Origin of the sequence: Aureimonas sp. Leaf454, from assembly GCF_001424685.1 — a bacterium.
Classification (GTDB): Bacteria; Pseudomonadota; Alphaproteobacteria; order Rhizobiales; family Rhizobiaceae; genus Plantimonas.
In genome coordinates this window covers 72523-98005 of sequence record NZ_LMQT01000001.1, presented here as the reverse complement: position 1 = coordinate 98005, position 25483 = coordinate 72523, and the positions used below count along the sequence as shown (strand labels likewise).

Sequence of the window (25483 nt, the reverse complement as noted above, 5' to 3'; positions counted from 1 at the left end):
CTTGAACTTAGGAGACGGTGTTCGCGGCATCCGCGCTTGCGCCATGCCGGCGAAGGCGGGTCGAAGGCTTCGTGAGATCAGGCGACGACCGCGGTCAGCGCCGGCGTCTGCTCGGCTTGAAGCAAAGCGGCGTCCCGCCCGATTCGAAACCGGTTCAGGACCTCGCCTGCAATCCGGTCCGCGGGCATCGGGCGACCGAAGTGATAGCCCTGGAGCTGGTCGCAGCCGAGACTGTGCAGGAAGGCGGCCTGTTCCGCCGTTTCCACGCCCTCCGCCGTCACCTTCATGTGCATCTGCTTGGCCAGCGAGACGATCGTGCCGACGATCTCGCGGATGTTCGCTTCACCCTGTTCGAAAGCGACCATGAAGCTCTGGTCGATCTTCAGCTTGTCGAAGGGGAAACGCCAGAGGTAGCCGAGCGAGGAGTAGCCGGTTCCGAAGTCGTCCATGTCGATGGAGATGCCGAGGGCCTTCAGGCGGTTCAGCTGGCTGAGCACCTCCTCGGAGCGCTCCAGGAGAAGCGACTCGACGACCTCGATCTCGAGGCGCCGGCCGGGCAGGTTCGAGGATTTCAGCGCCTGTTCCACGATCTCCACGAGATCGCCGTCCCGGAACTGAACGGCGGACAGATTGACCGAGACGAAGAGGTCGTCGGGCCACAGCGCGGCCTGGCGTGCGGCTTCCTGGATGACCCAGGTTCCCATCGCGCGGATGTAACCCCGACTTTCCGCGATCGGCACGAAGGTCGCGGGCGACAGATACGAGCCTTTTCCGTCGGGCAGGCGAATCAGCGATTCGAATCCGACCAGACGCAATCCGCTGCCATCGACAATCGGTTGGTAGAACAGCTCGAAACCACCCTCTTCGACCGCCGAACGGACCTTGCTCTCGATCTCGCGCCGAACGTTCGTCGCCTCGTCCATATGCGGCTCGAAGAGCGTGAAGGCACCACTCTTCAGCGTCTTCTGGTGCGCATGGGCGAGCTCGGCATGCTTGGCGAGTTCGCCATAGGTCTTACCGTCCTTCGGCAGGCAGGCGACGCCGACGGAGATCTGGGGTCGGATGATCTTGCCCTTGAGTTCGACCGGTTCGGCCACCGCCTTCTTCATGCGATCGATGAGATCGGCCAGCTCGTGGGTGCCGGTCATGCGGCGGTGGAGCAGGTGAAAGTCGTCGGCGCCGATCCGTGCCAGGAGATCGGCCCGCTCCACCACCGTCTCCAGCCGTTGCGCGACGATGCGCAGCAACTCGTCGCCCTGTGCGAGGCCGAGGCCGTCGTTGATGTCAGCGAGCCCGTCGATGTCGATGAAGCAGAAGGCCATCTCCTCGCGCGTCGCCCGAATGTTGGCGAGAACCCGGTCGGTTTCCTGCTTCATGCGCGTCCGGTTGAGGAGATGCGTCAGCGGATCGTGATTGGCGAGGAAGCGAATCCGATCGTCGGCTTCGGCCATCTTGCGCTGGCGGCGAACATAGAGGAGGGCCGGGATCCCCGTCGCCGCGACGACCGTCAGGATCAAGCCGAGCGATGCCGTGGCCAGCGCGTTCGTATAGGCCCGGCGGTCGTCGGTGAGGTCGGCGACCACGGAAACGAAGCCGATGGTGCGGCCTTCGCGCACGAGGGAGGTGATGACGGAGGGATTGGACGACCCGTCGTCTTTGACGATCTGCCAGAAGCCCGTGCGCCCGGTGAGGGCGGGTGCCAGGCGATCGCCGCCGCTGATGCCGCCGGGACGATCCCGAAGCAGCCAGGCATAGCGGTCCGAGCGAGAACTGAAGACGGACGCGCCGTTGCGATCGAAGATGACAAAACTGTCGATGTCGGCCAGTCCCGCGACCCGGCGCACGACCATCTCGCTGTCCGCATCGCGGGCGATGCCGATGAGGAAGGGATCGATCTGCCCGTCTTTCAGCAGCAGCGCGGCGAAGTTGCGGCCCTTCTCGCGCATCGCGCTTTCCACGAGGTTGCCGACGGTCTGCGTGCTGATGTTCAGGATGCTGATCGCGACGAAGCCGAGGATGACCCCGCCTCCGAGAACCGTCGCCCAATATCGCTTCGCTATTGTCAGCATGATCGCTTCGATGTGAGACCTGCTGCTACCATTAGGCTGCGAAAGTAAAGAAAACGTCTGGCGAGGCAACGGCGACACCGGCTCCTTCGGCTTCGCTTTCACAACTCACACGTGTCGGGACTCGTGAAGAGGATGCTAAGTCAAAACCGACGTTTGAAGGCTTCCTGGTAGCGGAATCGCGGCAACAACGTGTCATCCTGTCGACGCCTTTTCCAACGAGCGGAGTCCTGGATGCGAGACCTCATGATAACGATTGCGATGGCCGGAGCCCTTCTCGCGTCAGGCGCGAGTCTGGCTGAAGCCAAGGCTCGACTGGTCGCGAACGTCGATATTTCCACGCAGACGATGACCGTGTCCTACGGCGGCCGCGTCGTCGACCGATGGAAGGTCTCGACCGCCGGCCGCGGCTATCGCACGCCGACCGGCGCCTACCGTCCGACGCGCATGCATCGCATGTGGTATTCCCGGAAATACGACAATTCCCCGATGCCGTACGCCATCTTCTTCCGCGGCGGCTATGCCATTCATGGAACGGGATCGATCAAGCGGCTGGGCACGCCAGCCTCGCACGGATGCGTTCGGCTGCATCCGACGAATGCCGCCAAGCTCTACGCGCTCGTTCGCGAGGCGGGCGCCGGCAACACCTCGATCGTGATCAACCGCTGACGGAACCCGTCGGTCGGCTCACATCTGCCAGCGGCGGTGGAACCACATCCACTGTTCCGGATGCTCGCGAACCCAGCCCTCGACGACGTCGTTGAGGGTCTGGCAGCTGGCGCCGACATCGATCGTCCCGTCGGCCCCGCGCGGCAACTCCAGGCGCGGCTTCAGCTCCAGTCGGTAGCGCCCGTTCGGCAGGCGGATCGACCGCGCGGGGTAGATCTCGCAGTCGAACTGCCGTGCAAGCTTGGGAAGAAGCGGGTTGGTGCGGCAGGGGCGGCCGAAGAAGGTCGTGGGCATGCCCTTCTTGAACTTCTGATCCACGAGCATGCCGACGGCGCCGCCGCGCTCGAGCGTGCCCACCAGCGCCCAGGCGGCGCCGGCCTTCGACGGGACGAGATGCCCGCCGCGCGTGCGCCGCGTCGAGAGGATCTCGCGTGCGATATAGCGGTTGTTCGGCTGGCGAAAGAGGGCGGTGACTTCGAGCCCGAACGTCGCCGCACAGATCGGCAGCAGTTCGAAGCAGCCGAGATGTCCCGTGAAGAAGACGAAGGGGCCTTTGCGCTCCCGCAGTTCCGCGAAGATCTCGGCGCCCTCGACTTCGACGATGCCCTCGTTCGGCCGATCGGGATCGTAGTCGAAGATCTCGTCGAGATAGACGTATTCCGCGGCCAGCCGGGACATCTGTTCCCAGTTCGCGCGCGCCGTCGCTTCGATGAAGGCCTCGTCCCTGTCGGGATAGGCGAGGCGCAGGTTCTCGACGGCCAGCCTGTGGCGTGGCGTCAGGGGGCCCAGCGTTCGCCCGATGGCGGCGGCGGTCGCCAAGCCGGCTTTGGCCGGGAGCAGGCGCAGAAGTCGCAGGAGAATGAAGAGCGTCTGCGCGACGACGAAGTCGCTCGCCTTGCGCCAGCGTTTCCAGGCCTTGGCGTAACGCAGGTTCATGCCGCGCGGTCTGCCGTCGCCGAGGCACCGGATCGATCGAGGTTCAGGATGATCTTGCCGAAGACCTGACGCCCTTCCATGCGGCGCAGCGCGACATCGAGCTGGTCGAAACCGATCTCGGTGTCGATCACCGGCTTCACCAGCCCCCGCGCCATCTTCTGCATGGCATCGGCCATGTTCTCCATCCGGCAGCCGAACGAGCCGATGAGGCGGAGCTGCTGCTGGAAGAGCATCATGAGGTTGATCTCGGCCGACACGCCCGATGTCGAGCCGCAGGTGACGAGCCGGCCGCCGCGCTTCAACGAGAACATGGAGGCTGCGATCGTGTCCTTGCCGACATGCTCGAAGACGACGTCGACGCCTTTCTTCTTGGTGATCTTGCGCACGGCGCCTTCGAAGCGATCGCTGCGATAGTTGATCACATGATCGGCGCCGAGGGCCTTGGCGCCTTCGATCTTCTCGTCGGAACCGACCGTGGTGATGACGGTCGCGCCATGGCGCTTGGCGAGTTGGATCGCCGCCGTTCCGATACCGGACCCTCCGGCATGCACGAGGATCGTCTCGCCGGGTTCGAGCTTGGCATTGTCGAACAGCATATGCTCCACGGTGCCGAAGGTGACGGGGGCAAGCGCTGCGCCGATCGCATCGCAGCCGGGCGGCGCCGGCACGAGCTGGCGGGCGGGCAGGTTCACGTAGTCCTGGGCGAAGCCGTCGAGATGGAAGCCGTGAACGCCCGAGACGTGCTCGCACAGATTGTCCCGGCCTTCGCGGCAAGGCTTACAGAGCCCGCAGGTGCGCGCGCCGTAGATCGAAACGAGCTGGCCGGGCAGAACGTTCGACACGCCAGGTCCCAGTGCCTCAACCGTGCCCGATGCCTCCGCGCCGATGGTCAGCGGCAGCTTGCGCTTGGCGAAGGCCATTCCGCGCCAGCCCCAGACGTCGATGTGGTTCAGCGCGACGACGTTGATGCGCACGCGCGCCTCGCCGGGGCCTGGGGCCGGCGGTTCGGCGATGTCGACTTGGCGAAGGTCACGGTCGCCGAGCAGCTGCAATGCGCGCATGGGGTCTGTCCTCGAAGTTCGTCCCGCTCTTAGCGCGGTTCGCGCCCGAGGACGAGGCTGACATTCTGTCCGCCGAAGCCGAAGGAATTGGAGAGCACGGCCGCGACATCGGCCGAGCGCTTCACGTTCGGCACCGTGTCGAGCGGGATCGCGGGGTCCGGCACCTCGTAGTTGATGGTCGGCGGAAGGATGCCGTCGCGCATCGTGAGGATCGAGAACACCGCCTCGATCGCGCCGGCCGCAGTCAGCGTGTGGCCGATCATCGACTTGTTGGACGAGATCGGAACGGACTTGATGTGCTCGCCGAAAACGGCGGTCAGACCGCCTGCCTCCATGCGGTCGTTCTCCGGCGTCGACGTCCCGTGGGCGTTGACATAGTCGATGTCCTCGGGCGTCAGGCCCGCATCGGCGAGGCCACGCCGGATCGTCGCGATGATCGGCGAGCCGTCCGGCTTGGAGCGGGTGCGGTGGAAGTCGTCCGCCTTCTCGCCGACACCGTGGATGATGCCGAGGATGCGGGCGCCCCGTGCGGTCGCCGCCTCGAGGGATTCGAGCACGAGCGCCGCCGCGCCTTCCGCGATGACGAAGCCGTCCCGGTCCTTGGAGAAGGGCTTGGACGCCCGTTCCGGATCGTCGTTGTCGGTGGACAGCGCCGAGAGGAGCGAGAAGCGGATCAGGGCTTCGGCGCTGACCGATCCGTCCGTGCCGACCGAGACCGCACGGTCGGTTTCGCCCCGCCGGATGGCCTCGACGCCGAGCTGGATGGCGCTCGCGCCGGATGCGCAGGCGGTCGACAGGGTCACGGGAAGCCCGCGCGTTCCCAGTCGGTCCGCCAGCCTGTCCGAGATGCCGCCGAACAGGGTCTGGCGATACATGGCGGGCTGGGGATGCTGGCGGACGAGTTCGAGGAGGCGATCGTAACCGGCCTCTTCGCGCGCTTCGCCGGGCAGCCTGTCCAGCGCGAAGCGGTGTTGCCATTCGAGTTCGACCGGGGGCGCCGCGAGGAAGAGCGGACCGGCGAAGTCGCCCTCGAAGCCCGCCATCCGCACCGCTTCGAGCCCGGCCGTCTCGGCGAGAGCATAGGACAGATCGATGGCCGTGAGCGGCGCGACATCCATAAAATCCACCGTCCCGGCGATGGTGGTGCGCAGGTTTTCGGTGGCGAAGCGGGTGATGCGGTGAATGCCCGAGCGGCCGGCGGTCAGCGCCGCCCAATTGTCTTCCACGCCGCGTCCGAGCGAGGACACGACGCCGATGCCGGTCACCGCGACAACGGGGCGGCCGTGCGTGTCGGTCATGCGTGACGCCGGATGGATTGCCATGGTTCCGTCAGACCTCCGATGCGTGGCCGCCGAGCGCGCTGAGGATGCAGATCCCCTCGGCCTGGACATGTCCGACCGTCGTCACGAGCGCCGTCGACGGCGTGAAACGGACCTGGTTCTCGACCCGGCCGTCGAACGGCGGCAAGCCCTGGCGCCGGGCCAGCGCGGCGGCCGCCAAGGCGATGCCGGCCGAGAACTGCGCCTCGAAGGATTGGCCGAGAAGCGTGCCGTAGGACCGGAGCGCAGCTTCGGGGAAATGACGCCGCAGCACCGACCGTTCCACCTCCGACAGATCGGCGAGTCCGGTGGCGCCGGACAGGATCAGGAGGTCGCAGTCGCGAAGATGCGCCTTCTCGATCAAGGCATCGAAACGCTGGTCGAGCGAGGCTTTGTCGCGCTTACCCCGGTCGCCGAAGACGCCGTCGAGCCTTGCATAGGCCGCCGAGCCCCGCGCGCTCGCATGGCTTGCCGATTCCAGCACCAGGAAGGCGCCGACGCTTCCCACGGTGAAGCCGTCCGCGCCCGGCGCGCGTCCGAAGACGGGGCTCCAGGTGTCCTTGAGGAGGAACCCGCCCATCTCGTAATTGGTGAGGAGATCCTTGCGCTCGGCCGAGAAGGCGCCGCCGACGAGGCAGATGCCGCTCTGACCGGAGCGAATGCGCGCCGCGGCGGTGGCGATGGCGGAGATCCCCGCGCCTTCCTCACCCATGAAGGTGCGGGACGAGCCCGTGACCTTGTGGACGATGGAGATGTTGCCGGCCAAAAGGTTCGACAGCTGCGCGAGAAAAAGGGTCGGGCGAAGTTCGGTCGAGAGCAGTTCGTTGACGAGGGCCTGCGGCGCATCCTGTCCGCGCGCGCGGCTCATCACGAGCGCGTCGACGGTCTGGTCGCGCTCGCCGCCGCCAGCCGCCACGATCATGTCGACGCCCGCCCGCGTTTCCTCGTCGGGAGCGACTCCGGCATCGGCCAGCGCGAGGCCGGCCGCGTATGTGCCGAGCTTCTGCCAGGTCTCCATCTGCCGCTGGTCGCCCTTCTTGGGGATCTGCTGCGACCAGTCGATGGGGGGCAGGGGATGCACGAAATAGGGGGCGAACCGGTCCGCCTCGATCTCCGGCTGCGGCACGGCGCTGCCGGTCAATCGATCGAGATGGGCCTCGATGCCCTCGCCGAGCGAGGAAACGAGGCCGATCCCGGTGATGAGCACATCCTCGGCGCGTTCGGTCATCGGGCTTCCCAAGATGTTTTGGCCCGCCGGCGATCGGCGAGCCGCCTCGGTCTGGTTCGGTCGGGCGTCAGGCCGTCTTGGCGGCGCGCAGTTCGTCGATCTGGGCGCAGAGGTTCTTCAGGACGAAGTATTCCTCGGTCGCCGCCTCGCCGTCGTTGACGCGCTGCGTCCACTTCTCCAGCGGGATCTTGATGCCGAATTCCTTGTCGATCGCGAAGACGATGTCGAGAAAGTCGAGCGAATCGATCCCGAGATCGTCGATCGTGTGGCTGTCCGGCGTGATCTGATCCCGATCGATCTCGCTGGTTTCAGCGATGATGTCGGCGACGCGGTCGAAGGTCGAAGACAATGGATGTCCCTCAATCCAGAGATCGGCGGCTTGCAGGGCCACCCCGATCGGTCCTATTTCCCGCACCTATAGGGGCTCGGATGCGAAAAGCAAATTGGCCTGTGCACTGCCGCAATCCATTTCCCGATCCGAAGGACCGCTCTTGCCGCTCTCGCCCGCCACCCGTTTCGCCGTCGCGCCGATGATCGACTGGACGGACCGGCACTGCCGGTTCTTCCATCGCCAGCTGACGAGCCGGGCGCTTCTCTACACGGAGATGGTGGTGGCCGATGCCGTGATCCACGGCGATCGCGAGCGGCTGCTCGGTTTCGACGGGGCGGAGCATCCGGTCGCGCTGCAGCTCGGCGGGTCCGATCCGGAGAAGCTCGCCCGCGCCGCGCGGATCGGCGCCGCGTTCGGCTATGACGAGATCAACCTCAATGTCGGCTGCCCATCGGACCGGGTGCAGTCGGGTGCCTTCGGCGCCTGCCTGATGCGCGAACCGGCTCTGGTCGGCGATTGCCTCCAGGCGATGGGCGAGGCCGTCGACGTGCCGGTGACGGTGAAATGCCGGATCGGCGTCGACGAGCAGGACCCCGAGCCCGCGCTCGACGATCTCGCCGATGCCGCCGTCCGCGCGGGCGTCGCGGGGATCTGGGTCCATGCCCGCAAGGCCTGGCTCCAGGGCCTGAGCCCCAAGGAGAACCGGGACATCCCGCCGCTCGACTACGAGCGCGTGTTCCGGCTGAAGGCGCGGTTGCCGCCGAAGGTCTTCGTCGGCATCAACGGCGGGCTCTCCACGGTGGACGCGGCCGTCGCCTGCCTCGACCGTGTGGACGGCGTGATGATGGGGCGAGGAGCCTATCAGGTGCCGGGACAGCTCGCCGAAATCGACGCCCGGATCTACGGCGACAGCGCTCCGGCGGTGGATCTTCCCGCCGTCGTCGCCACCATGGCCGATTACGCCGAACGGCACATCGCCGCCGGCGGGCGGCTCGTCCATGTCGCGCGCCACATGACGGGGCTCTTCACGGGGCTTCCGGGGGCGCGTCGCTGGCGTCAAACGCTGTCGGAGGCCGGAAGCCGCCGCGATGCCGGGCCGGAGCTCTTCGCCGAGGCGCTGTCCTTCGTCGATCTCGACGCCGAGCCGCGGGCGGCGTAAGCCGACCGGACATGAGTTCAACCCGGTCCTGATCGGTCGATCAGGATCAATCGGTCATGATCAGGCGATCGCCGCGAAACTCGAACGCCTCGAGCGTTCCGAGGAAGCTCATGCCGAGAAGGCCGATGCCGCTGCCGCTCTGGTCGAGAACGGCGGCTTCCACGTTGCGCCGCACGATATCGCCGACCCGGAGCTCGTCGATGCGGATCATTGCGGCCCGCGCGATGCCGTTGGCGGTGGCGACGCGCGCGGAGAAGGCCCGGTCCTCCGGCTCCAGGCCGAGCGCCTGCGCCGTCGACCGGTCGAGCGCGACGACGCTGGCGCCCGTGTCGACGAGGAAGGAGACGGTGGCGCCGTTGACCTCGGCCTTCACGTGGAAATGGCGGTCGCCCGCCCGCACGACGGCCACCTGGCGAGCATCCGAACCGGCCAGCTCGATGGCGCGTCCCGGGATGAGTTCGGCGAGGATGCGGTCGCGAAGCTCGCCGAACTCGCCGCGAAAGGCGTAGAGACCGATCAGCACCGTGAAGGCGACCAGCCAGAGAAGCGCGTCGCGCGCCATGCCGCGGGCGTTCCTGCGAAAGGCCAACAGAGCGCCGGCCGCCACCACCACGCCCCAGATGCCGAGATAGGACAACTGGCCGATCTCCCCGGGATCGAAACCGGCGATCCGGTCGCCGTCGTTCCAGAGATCGTTGGCGACGAGAAGTGCGACGACGACCGCGATGATACCGAGAATCCAGCGAAGGCCGCCCGTGCCGCGCATGGCGTCAGGTTCCGATCGCCGGCGCCGCGAGGCGGGCGGGCAGGAGGGCCATCAGCCGTCCCCGCTCCTCGTCGGTGAAGCCGAGCCAGCCGCCGATCTCCGCGCCGGTTCGACCGCAGCCGATGCAGATGCCGCGCCGGGGGTCGATCACGCAGGTCTTGTTGCAAGGAGAAAGGATCGGCATGTGGCTCCCGTCGCGGCCAAAGGGTCGAGCGGGAGGTAAGGGGTCCGGAGACGGGCGACAAGCGCCGGGCCGGTCCTCGTCGGCGGCGCCGACGTTCGGCTCCGGCTAAAGCCGGACTTCAGTCGTCTTCCGAGAAGGCGTGCATCACTTCGAGAACACGCGAATGGGGGAAGATCGCCAGCGCATCGGTTCCCACGCGCAGTTCGGAGGTCAGCTGGAATTCGCCGTCATGCAGCGCCATCAGCGCCTGGACGATGGGAAGCCCGAGACCGGCGCCCTGCTCGGCGCTCTTGATGGCGATGGAGCCCTGGCCGAAGGAGGACAGGACGACGGGAATCTCGTCTTCCGGAATGCCGGGACCGTTGTCGGAGACGCCGACATATTGCCCGCCGCCAGCCGTCCAGCCGACCTTGAGGACGATCTTGCCGCCCTGGGGCGTGAACTTCACGGCATTGGACAGGAGGTTCAGGATGATCTGACGCACCGAGCGCTCGTCGGCCCACAATTGGGGCAGTTCGGGCTCGAACTGCGCCTCGAGATGGATGCCCTTGGCCTGCGCCTTCAGCTGCACCAGCCCGGCGCATTCGCGCGCGATCCGCGTCAGTTCCACGGCCTCCTCGTTCAGCGCATAGCGCCCCGCCTCGACGCGGCTGAGATCGAGGATCTCGTTGATGAGATCGAGGAGATGCTGACCGGACGAATGGATGTCGGCGACATAGTCCTTGTAGGTCGGATTACCGACCGGGCCGAGAATCTCGTTCGAAATGACCTCTGAAAAGCCGAGAATGGCGTTGAGGGGCGTGCGAAGCTCGTGGCTCATCGTGGCGAGGAACCGCGATTTGGCGAGATTGGCCTCTTCCGCCCGGCGTCGCGCCTCCTCGGACATGACGCGGGCGGTTTCCAGTTCGGCGATCAGTTCGTCCTTTTCGGCCTGATGCGTCAGGCGTTCGGCGGCGACGCGGCGCAGGTGTTCGGCAACGAGGGCGAAGAAGGGCACCGCGCCGATGTTGATCGCGTTCATGGCGATCGTCACCGGTTCGGCCGCGCCGATGAGGCGAACGGCCAGCACCGCGACGAGCGGCACGAAGGCGACGGCGACGACGTTCTTCAGCGTGAAGGAGACCATCGCCGTCAGCGCGACGACGATGAGGAGCGTCGCGAACTGGAAAATCTCGAATCGCAACGGCTCGCAATCGGAGCATTCGAGCGCGGCCAGGATCGCCCAGGCGAGTCCCGCCGCCAGATGCCCGGCGAGGAAGATCCGCCGCCAGGCTTCGGGTCTGAACGGCGAGGGCGCCGCTTCCGGTAGCCGGCGGGTCAGGACGAAGAGGAGCAGGTAGCCGGCGATCGCAACGACGCCCCAGGCCGTCGCGATTTCGATGCCCACGAAGCGCGAGAGGCCGAAGCTGGCGAGAAGCACCGGCAGCGGCATCACCACCGCGGCGAGGCGCACGGCCAGGGCATGCTGGATCAGGAGCTCGTGATCGAACCGCGGGAGAAGTCCGCCGCGCGAGGTCAGCCTTTCGCGCGCGCCCCGCAGCACTTTCGCGATCTCGACGCTCCGCGGGGGGCGCCGACGATCGACGATCGTCTTGTCATAGGAGGAGGGGGCGGCAAAGGACATGAGACCGGTGGAAGAGCCTTGGACGGCAGGGAATGAGCACCGCGATCATGTTTCGAGAACCTTAAGAAAGTGCCTTAAGGAAGAACGAAAATGCGACAGGCATGGCGCGACCGGTCCCCGTCGGGTGCATCGGCGAAGACGAACGCTGACGCGGGCGACGGGCTTGGTGTAGGTTCCAGGTGATCAGGGAAAGCTACGATTCATGGACCGACTGGACAAGAAGATACTCCGGCTCCTGCAGGAGGATGCGACGCTGGCGGTGGCCGACATCGCCAAGCGCGTCGGCCTGTCCACGACGCCCTGCTGGCGGCGGATCCAGAAGCTGGAGGAAGAGGGCGTCATCCGCGCCCGCGTGGCGGTTCTCGATCCCTCGCGAATCAATCTTCGCGTCACCGTCTTCGTTTCGATTCGCACGAATTCGCATTCCACCGAATGGCTGAAGCGCTTTTCGGAGGTCGTCGGCGATTTCCCGGAGGTGGTCGAGTTCTACCGGATGAGCGGCGACGTCGATTATCTGCTGCGCGTCGTGGTGCCGGATATCGCCGCCTACGACGCCTTCTACAAGCGACTGATCGCGCGCATCGAGATCCGCGACGTCTCCTCCTCCTTCGCCATGGAGCAGATCAAGTACACGACCGAAATGCCGCTCGACTACATCGTCCTGGAGAAGGAGCCGCGAGAGAGCTGAGCGCCGTTCCGCGCCGACCCCCTTACCGCTTGAGGTGCCGGATCAGCCGGCGCTCTGCGAAATTGGTGGCGTGGCGCAGCACCTCGACGATCGCGAGATAGAACAGCGCAGCGTAGAGATAGGTCTGGAAATCGTAGCTGCGCGAATAGGCGCGGCGCGTCTCGCCCATGAGATCGTAGACCGTGATGATGGCGACGATGGCCGAGGCCTTGATCATCAGGATGATCTCGTTCGCATAGGGCCGCAGCGCCACGATCATCGCCTGCGGCAGGATGATCTTCCAGAAGATCACGACCTTCGAGAGACCGAGCGAGCGCGCTCCCTCCCACTGGCCGCGCGGTACGCTTTCGATGGCGCCGCGCAGGATCTCGGCCTGATAGGCGGCGGTGTTGAGGGCGAGCGAGAAGATCGCGCAGTACCAGGCCTCGCGAAAGAACCACCAGAGCCCCACCGCTTCCAGCTGCGGCCGGAACTGGCCGAAGCCGTAATAGACGAGGAAGATCTGGGCGATCAGCGGCGTGCCGCGGAAGAAGTAGACGAAGACGAAGCTCGCTCCGCGCGCCGCCGAATTCGTCGACTTGCGGCCGAGCGCGATCGGCAGCGAGAAGACGGCGCCGACGACGAAGGCGACCAGAACCAGCTGGATCGTGACGCCGAGACCTTCGACATAGGCCGGTGCGTAGCGCGCGACGAGGGCGGAATTGTAGGAGGTGACGAGATAGAAGGCGAGGCCGGCGATGATCACGGCCCAGAAACCCAGCGCGATCGCGCCGCCCACGCCGACCCGGCGCTTGGCGAGAATGGGGGGCGCCATACTCATCGCACGGCTCCCCGCCGGGTCCAGCGGTCGATCCGTCCGATCGCGATGGAGGAGAGCATGGTCAGAACGAGATAGATGCCGCAGGCGACGCCGAAGAAGAGGAAAGGCTGGCGCGTGACGCGCGCGGCGACGTCCGCCTGCCGCAGCGTGTCGGCAAGGCCGACGACCGAGACGAGGGCCGTGTCCTTCAGGAGGTTCATCCAGAGATTGGCGAGACCGGGCAGGGCGATGCGGATCAATTGCGGGAGGATCACCAGGAGCATGATTCGCCAGCGCGACAGGCCGAGCGCCATGGCCCCTTCTGTCTGGCCGAGCGGGATCGCCCGGAACGCCGAGAGGAAAACCTCGCTCGCGAAGGCCGAGAACACGAAGCCCAGCGCGAACATGCCCGCGAGGAAGGGTGGGATCGACAAGGTCGGCAGGCCCATCGCGGCCAAGGCGGCGTTGATGGCGGGCGGTGCGCCGTAATAGACGAGGAACAGCGTCAGGAGCTCGGGAAGGCCGCGAAAGATCGTCGTGTAGATATCGGCGGAAAGCCGCAGCGCCCGGTCGCCCGACTGTTTGGCCAGCGCCATGAGGAAGCCGACGACGAGTCCGATCGGAAGCGTCGCCAGCGCCAGAGTGGCCGTCACGAGGACGCCCCGCAGGATATCGTCACCCCATCCGGTCTCGCCCCAGCCCAGTAGGAGGAGATCGTCGCTCATCGGCGTTCGCCTCTGCCGCGATGCCATGAAGGGATGATCGTCGCCCCATCGGCTCGATGACGGGTGGGTCGTTTGTCGAAGGTGGCGATGGCGGACGACCCCTCTGTTCTCGATGCGGGGAGATCATCGTCCCCGCGCCTTGTCGGCCGGGGACGACGAGAAGGCCTTATTCGCCGTAGACGTCGAAGTCGAAGTACTTGTCCTGGATCGTCTTGTAGGTGCCGTCCGCACGGATCGCCGAGATCGCGTCGTCGAACATCGTCTTCAACTTGTCGTCGCCCTTGCGAAGGCCGATGCCCGCGCCCTTGCCGTAGATCGCGGGATCGGCCGGAAGCGTTCCCAGAATCCTGCAGCAGGCGCCCTCCGGCGACTTCACCCACTCGGACAGGACGACCACGTCGTCCATGACCGCGTCGAGGCGGCCGTTGCCGATGTCGAGCTTGTACTCCTCCGCCGTCGGATAGACCTTCACGTCGGATTTCGGGAACAGCGCCTCGGCGGCCTGGCTATGCGTGGTTCCGGTCTGCGCGCCGATCGCCTTGCCGTCCAGGGCCTGTTCCGTCGCGGCCTCGATCGGGGAATCCTTGGGAACGGCGATCGCAGGCGGTGTCTGATAGTATTTGTTGGAGAAGGCGATCTGCTGTTCGCGCTCCGGCGTGATCGACATCGAGGCGATGATCGCGTCGAAATTGCCGTTCTGAAGGGCGGGAATGATACCGTCCCAGTTCTGCGTGACGAAGGTGCATTCCACCTTCATCTGGGTGCAGAGAGCCTTGGCCACGTCGACGTCGAAACCCTGCAACTCGCCCGATGCCGAGAGGAAATTGAACGGGGGATAGGCTCCCTCGGTGCCGATCACCACCTTCGACCAGTCCTTCGACGAATCGTCGGCGAGCGCGACGCCGAGACCGAGCGACAAGGTCGCCGTCGCCACGGCCAGCATTTTGGCAAGACGCATAGAAGACTCCGATGTTGTGCGGCCGGCCAACGCCTCTGCGATGAGCATGCCCTTTATGCAGGCGATACTCACCTCGTTTGAAGGGTGAGCGCAACAGCGCAATGCGCCGAAATCCAGTTTTCAACCGGCTGACCATCGACGCTCCGCCTCGGCGAGGTCGGCCGGCGTGTTCACGTTGAAGAACGGGTCGTCACCCTCGATATCGACGGGCTCGTGGCCGGCCTCGTCGAGATAGGCGCGGATGGCATGGCGACGTGGGGCATCCAGGAAGGCCGAAAGGCCCTGCAGCGCCGCCATGGGCCAGAGCGCCACGGTGGGCTGCAGTTGGTCCCGATGTCGGGCGACGCGGATCCGTGGACCCGGTGACCCGATGAGCGCCTCGACGACCCGGCGCGTCAAGAAGGGTGTATCGCCGGGCAGCACGAGGAGATGCGTGACGCCGGCGTGCTGAAGGCATGGTGAAAGCCCGACGGCCTCGATCCCGGCCAGCGGTCCGGCAAAGCCCGGGCGGCGATCCGCGACAGAGGGAAGGCCGAAGGCCCCGTACGCCTCGGAATCGAAGGTGTTCAGAATGACGGGATCGACCTCTGCCGGAACCGCCTGAAGCACATGGGCGAGGAGGGGGCGCCCGGCCAGTTCGACAAGGGGCTTGGGCACATCGCCGCCCATGCGCGAGCCTCGCCCTCCCGCCAGGAGCATCGCAGCGAGCTTCATGTGGAGGACTCCCCCGGCACCGTCCGAGCGATGGAGAAAAGCTTAACGATTGATTTTAGACAATGCCAAGTCGCTTCATGCATCACTCCCGCAGGATCCCATTCAGCCGATCCGGGGAGATGCCATGAACGAGCGTTCCTATACCGCTGAAATCACCGCTCTGCGCGAGCTTCGGCCGACGGAGGACCTGTCTCTCCTGTCCGCGCAGGAGGCTCGCCGCCTCTTCGAGATCGAAACGGTCGATCCGCCGAGAGCGTCGAGAGAGCCTTCGCCGGAAGAGGCCTATCGGCCGATCTCCGCGCCCCTGATGCTCGATCCCGCGCCGACCGCGGGGGAGGACCGGAGCATTCAACCGATGGCGCCCTCCCGCACCGATGCGTTCGGGCCCGCAGCGTCTGTCGAGGTCGTGCGCGAGGAAAGGACCGACGCACCTGCCGCTGATCTCTCGTCCCCGCGACGCGACTGGCTGCTGCAGCCCGAGCCGCAGACGGTGGTGGAGCCGCAGCCCTATGGCGACGACCCCGTCCGCATGCGCGAATTGCTGCAGTGGTTCGCGGACGGCCGGGCCGCGACATCGATCATCCAGGCGCCGCGCGGGGCCGGCGACCTCGTCGACGTCGCGGGCGAGCCGTCCGAGCGGCCATACCAGGTCCGCTGGCCGCGTTCGAGCCAAAGGCTCGGGTGATCCGCGTCAGGAGGATCGATCGACCCGGAGCGTCTTGGTGATCGGTCCGACGAGCCTGTCATAGGTCTTGCGCAGGTTCGGCGGATAGCGAATCGCGACGGAATGAATGACGTCGCCGCGGAAAATGTAGCGTTCGTAGAAGATCTTGCCGTCGCGAAAGCCGGACACGACGACCCAGCGATCCCCGGCCCTGCGGTAGGTCACGGTGTCGTCGGCCGCCCGGTCGCGGACGATGGAGGCGGGCGTCTCGCCGCCGGCATTGGCTCTGGCATAGATGAAGAGTTCGGCCCCGTTGTCCGAACGCCACGCGCGCCCGTCGCCGTTGGTCGGCTCGGGCAGCGCCTCCCGGAAAGCCTCGGACGGGAATGTCGCGACCGTGCCGAAGCGCTCGTTCCGGTAGGTGACGTCGCGAGCGGCGGCCGGAACCGACATCGCCATCGACAGAGCGGCGGCCAGCGCCAGTGAAATCCGCAACCGCCCGTTCATTCCTCAGCCTCCCGTGACGCTCATATGGCGCGACACAGACGGACGCTGCGTCGCGCGGTCGATGATGAAGTCGTGGCCCTTCGGCTTGCGCAGGATCGCGGCATCGATGGCGCGCGACAGGAGTTCGTTGCCTTCGGAGGCGCGGAGCGGCGCGCGAAGATCGGCGGCGTCCTCCTGCCCGAGGCACATGAACAACGTACCGGTGCAGGTGACGCGGACGCGGTTGCAGCTCTCGCAGAAATTGTGCGTCATCGGCGTGATGAAGCCGAGGCGACCGCCGGTTTCGGCGACCTCGACATAACGGGCGGGTCCACCCGTTCGGTGCGGACTTTCGGTGAGCGTGAAGCGGCTGGCCAGATCGGCCCGCACCCGGCTCAGCGGCAGGTAGCGGTCGGTGCGATCCTCGTCGATCTCGCCCATCGGCATGGTCTCGATCAGGGTGAGGTCCATGCCCTCCCCATGAGCCCACCGCATCATCTCGGGGATCTCGGCCTCGTTGAAATCCTTCAGCGCGACCGCGTTGAGCTTGATCCGGATCCCAGCTTCCTGCGCCGCGCGGATGCCGGCGAGCACCCGGTCGAGATCGCCCCAGCGTGTGATCGTCTTGAACTTCGTCGCGTCCAGCGTGTCCACGGACACGTTCAAACGCCGGACGCCGCAATCGGCGAGCTCAGCCGCATAGCGCTGGAGTTGGGAGCCGTTCGTGGTCAGCGTCAACTCGTCGAGTGCGCCCGAGTCCAGATGGCGCGAGAGCGAGCGAATGAGGTGCATGATGTTCTTGCGCACGAGCGGCTCGCCGCCGGTCAGCCGCAGCCGCTTCACGCCCTTCTCGATGAAGGCGCTCGCCAACCGGTCCAGTTCCTCCAGGGTGAGGAGATCGCGCTTGGGCAGGAACGTCATGTCCTCCGCCATGCAGTAGACGCAGCGGAAGTCGCAGCGATCCGTGACGGACACCCGGAGATAGGTGATGCGACGGCCGAAAGGGTCGGTCATGCCGGGTCCGCCGGTCGCGCGAACCTGCGGCTCGCGGGGAAGGCGGATGTCGTTCTCGCTGCCGGCGAGATTGCGCAGTCCGGAAGCGTCGTTCATAGGATCGATCATCAGAGGAATGTGGAAGCCTCGACCCCATCGGTCAAGTCGGCGGCATCCGCCGATGCCATCCCTTTTACCGTTGTCGGGGCGACGGGTCCGGAACCCGGGGGTTCTCGACGTTCCTGCCGGTTCGTGAGGAGACGACGATGAGCCAGACCGCCTCGACGCCGGAAGAGATCCGCGTTTCACCCGATCGACGCATCTTGACCGTTCGTCTGCCCGGTGGCGCCAGCGATCAGTTCCCCGCCGAAATGCTGCGCGTCATGTCGCCATCCGCCGAAGTGCAGGGTCATGGACCGGACCAGCGGGTCACGGTCGGCGGTAAGGCGGAGGTCGCCATTCGCGACATCATTCCGGTCGGCCATTATGCGATCCGCATCGTCTTCGACGACGGCCACGATACGGGCCTCTTCACCTGGGCCTACCTCGCGACGCTCGGTCGTGAGCGCGATCAGCGCTGGCAGGCCTATCTCGACGAACTTCGCGCCAAGGGCCTGCGCCGCGAGCGCTGACGCGACGACCTGAAGCCTCGCACGAACGGAGAGAAGCCCATGGCGATCGTCGTCAAGGACAGCAACGGAACGGCCCTCGCCGAGGGCGATAGCGTGACCTTGGTCAAGGACCTCAAGGTCAAGGGCACGTCGGTCACGCTGAAGCGCGGCACGCTCGTGAAAAATATCCGCCTGACCGACGATCCCGCGGAAATCGAATGCAATGCCGAGAAGGTCAAGGGCCTCGTGCTGCGGACCGAGTTCCTGAAGAAAGCCTGACCGACGGATCCGACACCGGCCTTCGAACCGGGTCTGTCCGCCGCCGCCGCTCCTCGACGTCCGCCTTCCCGGACGATCGCACGAGCCGCCGCACCGGCCGGCCGAGGTCGGACCGGTCGATCGCCGCCTCGACGATCCTCAGATGACGCGGCGGGGGCGGTCGAGCTCGCCGCGGTCGTCTTCCGGCATGTCCTCGGAACTCGGCATGCCGATCCGGAACGGGGGCAATCGGTCGAAGGCGTTCTTCAGGGCGTCGGACCAGCCCTCCGAGATCTTCCGATAATAGGGATCGCGGTGATCGAATCGCTGGCGATGGCCGGCCTTGTGACTGTCGGCATCGTAGAACTGCATGTCGATGGGCAGGCCGACCGACAGATTCGAGCGGATCGTGGAGTCGAAGGACACGAGCAGCAGCTTGGCGGCGTCCTCCAGCTGCATCTTCCGGTCGTATGTCCGAATGATGATGGGCCTGCCGTATTTGTGTTCGCCGATCTGGAAGAACGGATTGTCCGCGCCGGCCTCGATGAAATTGCCCTCGGGATAGATCATGAAGAGGCGCGGTCGCCCGCCATTGATCTGGCCGCCGAAGATGAAGGAGCCGGAAAAGCGGCTTTCGGAGGACGGACCGGAGGCGGCGCGCGTGTGCGCGATCACTTCGGCCAGCGTATCGCCGACGAGCTTGGCGGTCTGGAACATGGACGGCTGGTTGAGGATCGCCGGAACGCGCTTGGCCGGCGCGACGCCGCGCTCCTCCAGGAGAGAGACGGTCGCCTGGGTCGTCGCGAGGTTGCCGGCGCTGAGAAGGCACAGGAAGCGGTCGCCGGGGACGTCCCAGGTCTTCATCTTCGTGACGACCGAGATGTTGTCGATGCCCGCATTGGTGCGGGTGTCCGACATGAACACCAACCCCTTGTCGACGAGAAGGCCGACGCAATACGTCATGGTTTCAACTCCCGCATACCCGTTCGCCCTGCAATGGCGTGAACGGCCTCCAGCCTGCCGCGCCATCGAGGACGCCGACATCGGTGGTCGACTGTCGCGGGAAAGACCGGTGGCCGCAAGCGCGAAAATGCAACCTGTCGGCAGGGAGGTGCCGATCCCGGCACTCTCCACCGTCCTGTGTCGTCACCGCCACCGCGTCCTCGCGCCCTACGAGTAGAAGCGGTAGCTCCTCGCGATTTCCAACGCCAGCCGGTTGTGATCGACCATGAAGCCCGTGAGGAATTCATGGAGGCCCGAATCGATCACGTCCGTGACGTTGTGGTCGGCAAGCCCGCTGTTGGTCGTCAGAGCCGTGCCGTGGCATTCATGCTCGACTCCGTAGGTCCGAGCCAGAAAGCCGAGACTTTCCTGGATCGAGCCGTAGCAGTAGGCCAGGGAGCGGGGCATCCGCTTGTTGAAGATCAGGAAGTCGATGATGTCGCGGGCGCGGTAGTCCGCATCGTATTCCCATGTATAGGACCGGTGCGCCGAGACCGAGCGCAAGATCGAGCCCCACTGAAAGTTGTCCAGCGAGGATCCGACCGAGGAGTGCTTGGGCAGGAGCACCCAGTATTTCACGTCGAGAATCCGCGCCGTGTTGTCGGCGCGCTCGATGAAGGTGCCGAGATTGCAGAAGTCGAAGATTTCGTTGCGCAGCATCGTTCCATGGAACGTCCCGCGGATGAGGGCGGATTGCTTCTTCACCAGATCGAGCGTCGCGGGCAGTTCGGAATCGCGAATCGGGCTGGCGAGGCGTCGCTTCAGCGTCATCCAGGCTTCGTTCAGCGCTTCCCACGTCTCGCGCGTCAAGGCGGTGCGCACCATGCGCCCGTTCATGCGGGCCGTGTCGATGGCCGACAGCACGCTCGACGGATTCTCGAGGTCTCTCAGGAGATAGTCGACGATGTGGGCCGGCTCGAAGTCGCTGTATTTCGATTTGTAGGCCGCCTCGACACCGGCGGAGACCAGAACCGACTGCCACTCGTCCGGTTCGGAGGACAGGTTGGTCAGCGACAGGCGAAGACCCGCGTCGATCAGGCGGGCCATGTTTTCCGCCCGCTCGATGTAGCGGTGCATCCAGAAAAGCCCTTGGGCGGTGCGTCCGAGAAGCGCCATCGTCAGTCCTCCAGCACCCAGGTGTCCTTCGTCCCGCCGCCCTGGCTGGAGTTCACGACGAGCGAGCCCTCCTTCAGAGCGACGCGGGTGAGGCCGCCGGGGATGATCTTCACGTGGTCGGAAACGAGGACGAAGGGACGCAGGTCGACATGCCGGGGCGCGAGGCCTTTCTCCAGGAGGATCGGAACGGTGGACAGTGCCAGCGTCGGCTGGGCGATGTAGTTCGATGGCCTTTCGCGCAGCTTCTGCGCGAAAGCCTCCTGCTCGGCCTTCGTCGAGGTGGGACCGACGAGCATGCCGAAGCCGCCCGATCCGTGGACCTCCTTCACGACGAGATCCGCGATGTTGTCGAGGACGTATTTCAGGCTGTCGGCTTCCGCGCAGCGGAAGGTCGGAACGTTTTCGAGCTTGGCCTTCTCGCCGGTGTAGAACTCGACGATCTCGGGCATGTACGAATAGATCGCCTTGTCGTCCGAAATTCCGGTTCCCGGCGCGTTCGCGATGGTGATGCCGCCGGCCTTGTAGACCTGCATGATTCCGGCGACGCCCAGAACGCTGTCCGGCTTGAAGGCGAGAGGATCGAGATAGGCGTCGTCCACGCGCCGGTACAGAACGTCGATCGTCTTGTACCCTTGGGTCGTGCGCATCTTGATGCGCCCGTCCACCAGCTTCAGGTCCGCACCCTCCACGAGTTCCACGCCCATCTGGTCGGCGAGGAAGGCGTGCTCGTAATAGGCGGAGTTGTGGATGCCGGGGGTCAGCACCGCGATGGTCGGCGTGCCCTCGCAGAGCGGCGGGGCCACGGCGGCGAGCGAACGGCGCAGGTGGTGCGGATAGGTCTCGACCGGGCGCACGCGGTTCTCCGCGAAGAGCTCGGGAAACATCTGCATCATCGTCTCGCGGTTCTCGATCATGTACGAGACGCCGGAGGGCGTGCGCGCATTGTCCTCGAGAACGTAGAACTGATCCTCGCCGACGCGCACGATGTCGGTGCCGATGATGTGCGTGTAGACGCCGCCGGGCGGCGTGAAGCCCACCATCTCCTTCAAGAAGGTCTCGTTGCCCTCGATCAGGCGGGCCGGCAGCTTGCCGGCCTTCACGATCTCCTGGTCGTGATAGATGTCGTGGAGAAAGGCGTTCAGCGCCTTCACGCGCTGTTCGATACCGTCGGCGAGCTTGGCCCATTCGCGGCCCGAAATGATGCGCGGCACGAGATCGAAGGGGATCAGCCGTTCGGCCGCCTCGGCATCCCCGTAGACCGCGAAGGTGATGCCCGTGCGACGGAACACGCCTTCCGCCTCGCTGGTCTTCTCGACCAGCAGCTCGGGATCCTGCCGCTTGTACCAGTCGTTGAAACGTTCGTAGGGCTGACGCACGTCGTCGACCCCGTCCAGCATCTCGTCAAACGGCTTGGCCAAATAAAGTCTCCATTCCAACTGCGCCTAGAAGAGAAGCCGAACGCCCGAAAATCAAGGGTCGTGGGCCGGTAAAGCGGCAATCGCGGCATCTTTCCGCGAAGCGACGGTGAAACGGTCCGTCGATGCTCTTTTCATGAGCAGCGGCATCGGCCATTTTGCACCAAAGCGGGCCTCTGATCGGACCCGTGCGACGAGGGCGGCATGGCGGCGAGGGGCAGGGGCGACGACGCCGGCAAGATCGACGATGCTGCGCGCGCCGGTTGGCTCTACTACGTCGCCGGCAACACGCAGGAGGAGATCGCCGCCAAGCTCGGCATTTCGCGGCAATCGGCGCAGCGACTCGTCTCGCTCTCGGTGTCCGCCGGTCTCGTGAAGGTGCGGATCGATCATCCGATCGCCGCCTGCCTCGAACTCGCCAGCGCCCTCAAGGCCCGATTCGACCTCAAGGTCTGCGATGTCGTTCCGTCCGATCCGGCGTCCGCCTCGACCACCCTCGGCATCGCGGAGGCCTGCGCGGCGGAAATGGAGCGGCGCCTGGCGATGCCGGACCCGACCGTCATCGCCATCGGCACCGGGCGCACGCTGAAGGCGGCGGTCGAAAAGCTGCCATCCATGAGTTGCCCGCAGCACCGGATCGTCTCGCTGACGGGCAACATCGCCCTCGACGGCTCGGCGTCCGTCTACAACGTGGTGTTCACCATGGCGGATGCGATTCAGGCGCGGCACTTTCCGATGCCGCTCCCCGTCATCGTCTCGAGCGCCGAGGAGCGGGCGTTGCTGCACGAACAGAAGGTCGTGGCGGGAACGCTGGCGCTCGCCGCCGAAGCAAGCGTCGCTTTCGTCGGCGTCGGCGATCTCGGGCCGAACGCGCCGCTCGTGATCGACGGCTTCATCACCGAAGAGGACCGCGCGGGCCTTGCCGATCTCGGGGCCGTGGCGGAGATCGTCGGCTGGGCCTTCGACGCCTCGGGCCGGATCCTCGACTGCTCCTTCAACGAACGGGTGGCGAGCTCGCCCATACCGAGCACCCAGCACACGATCGTCGTGGTCGTCGGCATGGGGGCCTTGAAGGCGAGGGGTCTGAAGGCCGCCCTCAGCGGGCGGATCGCCAACGGGCTCGTGACCGACGAAGCCACCGCCCGGCTTCTGCTTTAGGCCTGATCGTCCTCGTCTCGATTGCTGCGATGCAATGACGAATTGCGGATGTGCGATCCGGAATCGATTGACAGCCTTGCCGTCCGATGAGAATTTGCCCGCACGTTGGTCAATTGCTCAACGCAGCTGGGAGGCTTTATCATGACGCTTAAAGGTATTCTGTTCGGCTCGGCCTGTCTGATGGCCATGAGCGCTTCGGCCCATGCCGAAACCACGTTGACGATCGCGACCGTCAACAACGGCGACATGGTCCGCATGCAGGCCCTCACGGACGACTTCACGTCCAAGAACCCCGACATCAAGCTGCAGTGGGTGACGCTCGAGGAGAACGTGCTCCGCGAGCGCGTGACGACCGACATCGCCACCAAGGGCGGTCAGTTCGACGTCCTCACGATCGGCACCTACGAGGTTCCGATCTGGGCGAAGCAAGGCTGGCTCGTGCCGCTCGACAATCTCGGCGCGGACTACGACGCAGACGACATCCTGCCGCCGATCAAGGCGGGCCTTACCTACGAGAACAAGCTCTATGCCGCGCCGTTCTACGGCGAGAGCTCGATGATCATGTACCGCAAGGACCTGTTCGATGCGGCCGGCCTCACGATGCCGGAGAGCCCGACCTGGGACTTCGTCGCGGACGCCGCCCGGAAGGTCACCGACAAGAGCAAGGAAGTCTACGGCATCTGCCTGCGCGGCAAGGCCGGCTGGGGCGAGAACATGGCCTTCCTCAGCGCCACGGCGAACTCCTTCGGCGCGCGCTGGTTCGACGAAAGCTGGAAGCCGCAGTTCGATCAGCCGGCCTGGAAGGAGACGCTCGACTTCTACGTGAAGATGCTGAACGAGTCCGGTCCTCCCGGCGCTTCCTCCAACGGCTTCAACGAGAATCTCGCGCTCTTCAATTCCGGCAAGTGCGGCATGTGGATCGACGCGACGGTCGCGGCGTCCTTCGTCACCAACCCGAAGGATTCCAGCGTCGCGGACAAGGTCGGCTTCGCGCTCGCCCCGAACACGGGCAAGGGCAAGAACGCCAATTGGCTCTGGGCCTGGAGCCTCGCGGTTCCCGCAGGTTCGCAGAAGGTCGAGGCGGCCGAGAAGTTCATCGGTTGGGCGACCTCGAAGGGCTATACCGAGCTCGTCGCGGCCAAGGAAGGCTGGGCCAACGTTCCCCCCGGCACCCGCAAGTCGCTCTACGCCAATCCGGAATACACCAAGGCCGCGCCCTTCGCGGCTCTGACGCTCGCCTCGATCGAATCGGCCGATCCGACCAAGCCGACGGTCGATCCGGTTCCCTATACCGGCGTCCAGTTCGTCGCGATCCCCGAATTCCAGGGGCTCGGCACCACCGTCGGCCAGTATTTCTCGGCCGCGCTCGCGGGCTCCACGACCGTCGACGAGGCGCTCGCCCAGGCTCAGGCCACGGCGACCGACGTCATGACCGAGGCCGGTTACATCCAGTAATCGGCGTCGCGCCGGCCTCGCGGAGGGGAGCGGGAGACGCCCCCTCCGCCACGACGGGCCTTTGCCGCAAGGGGAGGAGCGAGGCCGGCGGCGAACCGTCGTCCTGCCGATCCCGTGCTGCGGGACGCGATGTCCGGCCGCATAGAGGTGGGCGCTTCGCTCCGGCCGGCCGCGCGATCAACATCATCGGGGAGGGGAGTTGCGATGGCCACCGAACAATCGAAGACCATGGGTCGCCTCGCGGTCGCTCCTTCCGTCGGCATCCTCTTTCTCTGGATGATCGTGCCGCTCGCGATGACCCTCTGGTTCTCGGCGCGGCGCTACAACCTCAACTATCCCGACCGCGAAGCCTTCGTCGGCTTCGCCAATTATCTCCGCTTCTTCAGCAACCCGGCCTTTCTCGGCGCGCTTCAGAACACGCTGGTGCTCGTCGGATCGGTGCTGATCATCACGGTGGTCTTCGGCACGCTGCTCGCGCTGATGCTGGACAAGCCGATCTTCGGACAGGGCATCGTCCGCCTTCTCGTGATCGCCCCCTTCTTCGTCATGCCGACGGTCGCCGCGCTCGTCTGGAAGAACCTGATGATGGACCCGATCAACGGGTTCCTCGCCTTCCTGTCGAAATCGGCCGGCCTCGACCCGATCGTCTGGTTCAACCAGCATTCTCTGCTCGGCATCGTCATCATCGTCGCCTGGCAGTGGCTGCCCTTCGCGACGCTCATCATCTTCACCGCGCTCCAATCGCTCGACCTCGAGCAGAAGGAGGCTGCGGAAATGGACGGGGCCGGCGCGCTCTCCTACTTCTGGTGGATCGTCCTTCCCCATCTGGCGCGTCCGATCACCGTCGTGATCATGATCGAGACGATCTTCCTCCTGTCCGTCTTCGCCGAGATCCGCGTGACGACGAACGGCGGGCCGGACACGACGAACCTGCCGTTCCTCATCTACCAGGAGGCGCTCGGCAACCAGAACATCGGCCTTGCATCGGCGGGCGGCATCATCGCGGTCATCCTCGCCAACATCGTCGCGAGCTTCCTCGTGCGGATCGTCGGCAAGAATCTCGACGCCTGAACCGGCCGACCCGCAGCGCAACGTTCC

27 protein-coding genes are annotated in these 25483 nt (G+C 65.7%); 9 read left to right on the top strand and 18 right to left on the bottom strand.

What is annotated here, in order from left to right; all coding sequences use genetic code 11:
• Positions 1-77: 77 nt before the first annotated feature.
• Entirely contained in the window at positions 78-2069 is a 1992-nt protein-coding gene (locus ASG43_RS00435; RefSeq protein WP_244487937.1) for a GGDEF domain-containing phosphodiesterase, read from the bottom strand.
• Positions 2070-2312: 243 nt separating this feature from the next.
• Between ASG43_RS00435 and ASG43_RS00430 the strand changes: the two genes are divergently transcribed.
• Positions 2313-2735: a L,D-transpeptidase gene (locus tag ASG43_RS00430; protein WP_244487936.1), complete on the top strand. Its 423-nt coding sequence runs from the start codon at positions 2313-2315 to the stop codon at positions 2733-2735.
• 18 nt (positions 2736-2753) lie between these two features.
• Here the strand turns inward: ASG43_RS00430 and ASG43_RS00425 are convergent, their stop codons facing one another.
• From ASG43_RS00425 to ASG43_RS00405, 5 genes are all read right to left on the bottom strand, one after another.
• On the bottom strand, positions 2754-3671 hold the full coding sequence (locus ASG43_RS00425; protein ID WP_056499001.1) for a lipid A biosynthesis lauroyl acyltransferase: 918 nt from the start codon (positions 3669-3671) through the stop codon (positions 2754-2756).
• Entirely contained in the window at positions 3668-4732 is a 1065-nt protein-coding gene (locus tag ASG43_RS00420; protein ID WP_056498997.1) for a zinc-binding dehydrogenase, read from the bottom strand. The genes ASG43_RS00425 and ASG43_RS00420 overlap by 4 nt, the downstream gene beginning before the upstream one ends.
• Before the next feature lie 29 nt (positions 4733-4761).
• Positions 4762-6030, bottom strand: a complete 1269-nt coding sequence (locus ASG43_RS00415) for a beta-ketoacyl-ACP synthase (protein WP_056498994.1) — start codon at positions 6028-6030, stop codon at positions 4762-4764.
• Positions 6031-6061: 31 nt separating this feature from the next.
• A complete protein-coding gene (locus tag ASG43_RS00410; protein WP_056498991.1) occupies positions 6062-7279 on the bottom strand; it encodes a beta-ketoacyl-ACP synthase in 1218 nt (405 codons plus the stop codon).
• 67 nt (positions 7280-7346) lie between these two features.
• Complete coding sequence (locus ASG43_RS00405) at positions 7347-7628, bottom strand: acyl carrier protein (RefSeq protein ID WP_056498988.1); 282 nt, start codon at positions 7626-7628, stop codon at positions 7347-7349.
• A 142-nt stretch (positions 7629-7770) separates the two neighbouring features.
• Between ASG43_RS00405 and dusA the strand changes: the two genes are divergently transcribed.
• Complete coding sequence (gene dusA, locus ASG43_RS00400) at positions 7771-8769, top strand: tRNA dihydrouridine(20/20a) synthase DusA (RefSeq protein ID WP_280137180.1); 999 nt, start codon at positions 7771-7773, stop codon at positions 8767-8769.
• A 46-nt stretch (positions 8770-8815) separates the two neighbouring features.
• On the opposite strand, the gene ASG43_RS00395 is transcribed toward dusA, so the two are convergent.
• The 3 genes from ASG43_RS00395 to ASG43_RS00385 all read right to left on the bottom strand — a co-directional run bounded on the left by ASG43_RS00395 (position 8816) and on the right by ASG43_RS00385 (position 11343).
• Complete coding sequence (locus tag ASG43_RS00395; protein WP_056498985.1) at positions 8816-9535, bottom strand: TIGR02281 family clan AA aspartic protease; 720 nt, start codon at positions 9533-9535, stop codon at positions 8816-8818.
• Positions 9536-9539: 4 nt separating this feature from the next.
• Positions 9540-9719 carry a DUF1289 domain-containing protein gene (locus ASG43_RS00390; protein ID WP_056498983.1) on the bottom strand — a complete coding sequence of 60 codons (180 nt, stop codon included), beginning with the start codon at positions 9717-9719 and terminating at the stop codon, positions 9540-9542.
• A gap of 118 nt (positions 9720-9837) precedes the next feature.
• Entirely contained in the window at positions 9838-11343 is a 1506-nt protein-coding gene (locus ASG43_RS00385) for an ATP-binding protein (protein ID WP_056498979.1), read from the bottom strand.
• Positions 11344-11545: 202 nt separating this feature from the next.
• Here ASG43_RS00385 and ASG43_RS00380 point away from each other — a divergent pair, with 202 nt between their 5' ends.
• Positions 11546-12031, top strand: coding sequence for an Lrp/AsnC family transcriptional regulator (locus ASG43_RS00380; protein WP_056498976.1), 486 nt, complete (start codon positions 11546-11548; stop codon positions 12029-12031).
• Positions 12032-12053: 22 nt separating this feature from the next.
• On the opposite strand, the gene ASG43_RS00375 is transcribed toward ASG43_RS00380, so the two are convergent.
• The 4 genes from ASG43_RS00375 to mobA all read right to left on the bottom strand — a co-directional run bounded on the left by ASG43_RS00375 (position 12054) and on the right by mobA (position 15227).
• Positions 12054-12845: an ABC transporter permease gene (locus tag ASG43_RS00375; protein ID WP_056498971.1), complete on the bottom strand. Its 792-nt coding sequence runs from the start codon at positions 12843-12845 to the stop codon at positions 12054-12056.
• 2 nt (positions 12846-12847) lie between these two features.
• Positions 12848-13555, bottom strand: coding sequence for an ABC transporter permease (locus ASG43_RS00370; protein ID WP_056498968.1), 708 nt, complete (start codon positions 13553-13555; stop codon positions 12848-12850).
• Between the two features lie 166 nt (positions 13556-13721).
• The gene (locus ASG43_RS00365) at positions 13722-14513 is read right to left on the bottom strand and encodes an ABC transporter substrate-binding protein (RefSeq protein WP_056498965.1); all 792 of its coding nucleotides are present in this window, start codon (positions 14511-14513) and stop codon (positions 13722-13724) included.
• Positions 14514-14633: 120 nt separating this feature from the next.
• Entirely contained in the window at positions 14634-15227 is a 594-nt protein-coding gene (mobA, locus tag ASG43_RS00360; protein ID WP_056498962.1) for a molybdenum cofactor guanylyltransferase, read from the bottom strand.
• Positions 15228-15351: 124 nt separating this feature from the next.
• Here mobA and ASG43_RS00355 point away from each other — a divergent pair, with 124 nt between their 5' ends.
• Positions 15352-15912 carry a hypothetical protein gene (locus ASG43_RS00355; RefSeq protein WP_056498959.1) on the top strand — a complete coding sequence of 187 codons (561 nt, stop codon included), beginning with the start codon at positions 15352-15354 and terminating at the stop codon, positions 15910-15912.
• Positions 15913-15918: 6 nt separating this feature from the next.
• Here the strand turns inward: ASG43_RS00355 and ASG43_RS00350 are convergent, their stop codons facing one another.
• Positions 15919-16386, bottom strand: a complete 468-nt coding sequence (locus ASG43_RS00350) for a hypothetical protein (RefSeq protein ID WP_244487935.1) — start codon at positions 16384-16386, stop codon at positions 15919-15921.
• 15 nt (positions 16387-16401) lie between these two features.
• The gene (gene moaA, locus ASG43_RS00345) at positions 16402-17391 is read right to left on the bottom strand and encodes a GTP 3',8-cyclase MoaA (RefSeq protein ID WP_056500853.1); all 990 of its coding nucleotides are present in this window, start codon (positions 17389-17391) and stop codon (positions 16402-16404) included.
• A 245-nt stretch (positions 17392-17636) separates the two neighbouring features.
• Here moaA and ASG43_RS00340 point away from each other — a divergent pair, with 245 nt between their 5' ends.
• Together ASG43_RS00340 and ASG43_RS00335 are read left to right on the top strand one after the other, a co-directional pair.
• The gene (locus tag ASG43_RS00340; protein ID WP_056498953.1) at positions 17637-18002 is read left to right on the top strand and encodes a DUF971 domain-containing protein; all 366 of its coding nucleotides are present in this window, start codon (positions 17637-17639) and stop codon (positions 18000-18002) included.
• A 39-nt stretch (positions 18003-18041) separates the two neighbouring features.
• Positions 18042-18260 (top strand): alkylphosphonate utilization protein, encoded by a 219-nt coding sequence (locus ASG43_RS00335; RefSeq protein ID WP_056498947.1) that lies wholly within the window; start codon positions 18042-18044, stop codon positions 18258-18260.
• A 138-nt stretch (positions 18261-18398) separates the two neighbouring features.
• Here the strand turns inward: ASG43_RS00335 and ASG43_RS00330 are convergent, their stop codons facing one another.
• From ASG43_RS00330 to ASG43_RS00320, 3 genes are all read right to left on the bottom strand, one after another.
• Positions 18399-19202, bottom strand: coding sequence for a peptidase (locus ASG43_RS00330; RefSeq protein ID WP_244487934.1), 804 nt, complete (start codon positions 19200-19202; stop codon positions 18399-18401).
• Between the two features lie 207 nt (positions 19203-19409).
• Positions 19410-20357 (bottom strand): alpha-E domain-containing protein, encoded by a 948-nt coding sequence (locus ASG43_RS00325; RefSeq protein WP_056498944.1) that lies wholly within the window; start codon positions 20355-20357, stop codon positions 19410-19412.
• Positions 20358-20359: 2 nt separating this feature from the next.
• The gene (locus tag ASG43_RS00320) at positions 20360-21754 is read right to left on the bottom strand and encodes a circularly permuted type 2 ATP-grasp protein (RefSeq protein ID WP_056498942.1); all 1395 of its coding nucleotides are present in this window, start codon (positions 21752-21754) and stop codon (positions 20360-20362) included.
• Positions 21755-21976: 222 nt separating this feature from the next.
• Between ASG43_RS00320 and ASG43_RS00315 the strand changes: the two genes are divergently transcribed.
• The 3 genes from ASG43_RS00315 to ASG43_RS00305 all read left to right on the top strand — a co-directional run bounded on the left by ASG43_RS00315 (position 21977) and on the right by ASG43_RS00305 (position 25456).
• Positions 21977-22930, top strand: a complete 954-nt coding sequence (locus tag ASG43_RS00315) for a sugar-binding transcriptional regulator (RefSeq protein ID WP_056498939.1) — start codon at positions 21977-21979, stop codon at positions 22928-22930.
• 141 nt (positions 22931-23071) lie between these two features.
• Complete coding sequence (locus ASG43_RS00310) at positions 23072-24385, top strand: sugar ABC transporter substrate-binding protein (protein WP_056498936.1); 1314 nt, start codon at positions 23072-23074, stop codon at positions 24383-24385.
• 204 nt (positions 24386-24589) lie between these two features.
• Positions 24590-25456, top strand: coding sequence for a sugar ABC transporter permease (locus ASG43_RS00305; RefSeq protein WP_056498933.1), 867 nt, complete (start codon positions 24590-24592; stop codon positions 25454-25456).
• The last annotated feature ends 27 nt before the right edge of the window (positions 25457-25483 follow it).

Excerpts from the sequence above, each read along its gene's own strand:
- ASG43_RS00385 (WP_056498979.1), bottom strand. The coding sequence starts at position 11,343 with ATGTCCTTTGCCGCCCCCTCCTCCTATGACAAGACGATCGTCGATCGT.
- ASG43_RS00410 (WP_056498991.1), bottom strand. The coding sequence starts at position 7,279 with ATGACCGAACGCGCCGAGGATGTGCTCATCACCGGGATCGGCCTCGTT.
- ASG43_RS00415 (WP_056498994.1), bottom strand. The coding sequence starts at position 6,030 with ATGACCGACACGCACGGCCGCCCCGTTGTCGCGGTGACCGGCATCGGC.
- moaA (WP_056500853.1), bottom strand. The coding sequence starts at position 17,391 with ATGACCGACCCTTTCGGCCGTCGCATCACCTATCTCCGGGTGTCCGTC.
- ASG43_RS00430 (WP_244487936.1), top strand. The coding sequence starts at position 2,313 with ATGATAACGATTGCGATGGCCGGAGCCCTTCTCGCGTCAGGCGCGAGT.
- ASG43_RS00325 (WP_056498944.1), bottom strand. The coding sequence starts at position 20,357 with ATGGCGCTTCTCGGACGCACCGCCCAAGGGCTTTTCTGGATGCACCGC.
- ASG43_RS00420 (WP_056498997.1), bottom strand. The coding sequence starts at position 4,732 with ATGCGCGCATTGCAGCTGCTCGGCGACCGTGACCTTCGCCAAGTCGAC.
- ASG43_RS00380 (WP_056498976.1), top strand. The coding sequence starts at position 11,546 with ATGGACCGACTGGACAAGAAGATACTCCGGCTCCTGCAGGAGGATGCG.
- mobA (WP_056498962.1), bottom strand. The coding sequence starts at position 15,227 with ATGAAGCTCGCTGCGATGCTCCTGGCGGGAGGGCGAGGCTCGCGCATG.
- ASG43_RS00305 (WP_056498933.1), top strand. The coding sequence starts at position 24,590 with ATGGCCACCGAACAATCGAAGACCATGGGTCGCCTCGCGGTCGCTCCT.
- ASG43_RS00335 (WP_056498947.1), top strand. The coding sequence starts at position 18,042 with ATGGCGATCGTCGTCAAGGACAGCAACGGAACGGCCCTCGCCGAGGGC.
- ASG43_RS00340 (WP_056498953.1), top strand. The coding sequence starts at position 17,637 with ATGAGCCAGACCGCCTCGACGCCGGAAGAGATCCGCGTTTCACCCGAT.
- ASG43_RS00390 (WP_056498983.1), bottom strand. The coding sequence starts at position 9,719 with ATGCCGATCCTTTCTCCTTGCAACAAGACCTGCGTGATCGACCCCCGG.
- ASG43_RS00320 (WP_056498942.1), bottom strand. The coding sequence starts at position 21,754 with ATGCTGGACGGGGTCGACGACGTGCGTCAGCCCTACGAACGTTTCAAC.
- ASG43_RS00375 (WP_056498971.1), bottom strand. The coding sequence starts at position 12,845 with ATGGCGCCCCCCATTCTCGCCAAGCGCCGGGTCGGCGTGGGCGGCGCG.
- ASG43_RS00330 (WP_244487934.1), bottom strand. The coding sequence starts at position 19,202 with ATGACGTATTGCGTCGGCCTTCTCGTCGACAAGGGGTTGGTGTTCATG.
- ASG43_RS00310 (WP_056498936.1), top strand. The coding sequence starts at position 23,072 with ATGACGCTTAAAGGTATTCTGTTCGGCTCGGCCTGTCTGATGGCCATG.
- ASG43_RS00370 (WP_056498968.1), bottom strand. The coding sequence starts at position 13,555 with ATGAGCGACGATCTCCTCCTACTGGGCTGGGGCGAGACCGGATGGGGT.
- ASG43_RS00395 (WP_056498985.1), bottom strand. The coding sequence starts at position 9,535 with ATGCGCGGCACGGGCGGCCTTCGCTGGATTCTCGGTATCATCGCGGTC.
- ASG43_RS00425 (WP_056499001.1), bottom strand. The coding sequence starts at position 3,671 with ATGAACCTGCGTTACGCCAAGGCCTGGAAACGCTGGCGCAAGGCGAGC.
- ASG43_RS00435 (WP_244487937.1), bottom strand. The coding sequence starts at position 2,069 with ATGCTGACAATAGCGAAGCGATATTGGGCGACGGTTCTCGGAGGCGGG.
- ASG43_RS00315 (WP_056498939.1), top strand. The coding sequence starts at position 21,977 with ATGGCGGCGAGGGGCAGGGGCGACGACGCCGGCAAGATCGACGATGCT.
- ASG43_RS00355 (WP_056498959.1), top strand. The coding sequence starts at position 15,352 with ATGAACGAGCGTTCCTATACCGCTGAAATCACCGCTCTGCGCGAGCTT.
- ASG43_RS00365 (WP_056498965.1), bottom strand. The coding sequence starts at position 14,513 with ATGCGTCTTGCCAAAATGCTGGCCGTGGCGACGGCGACCTTGTCGCTC.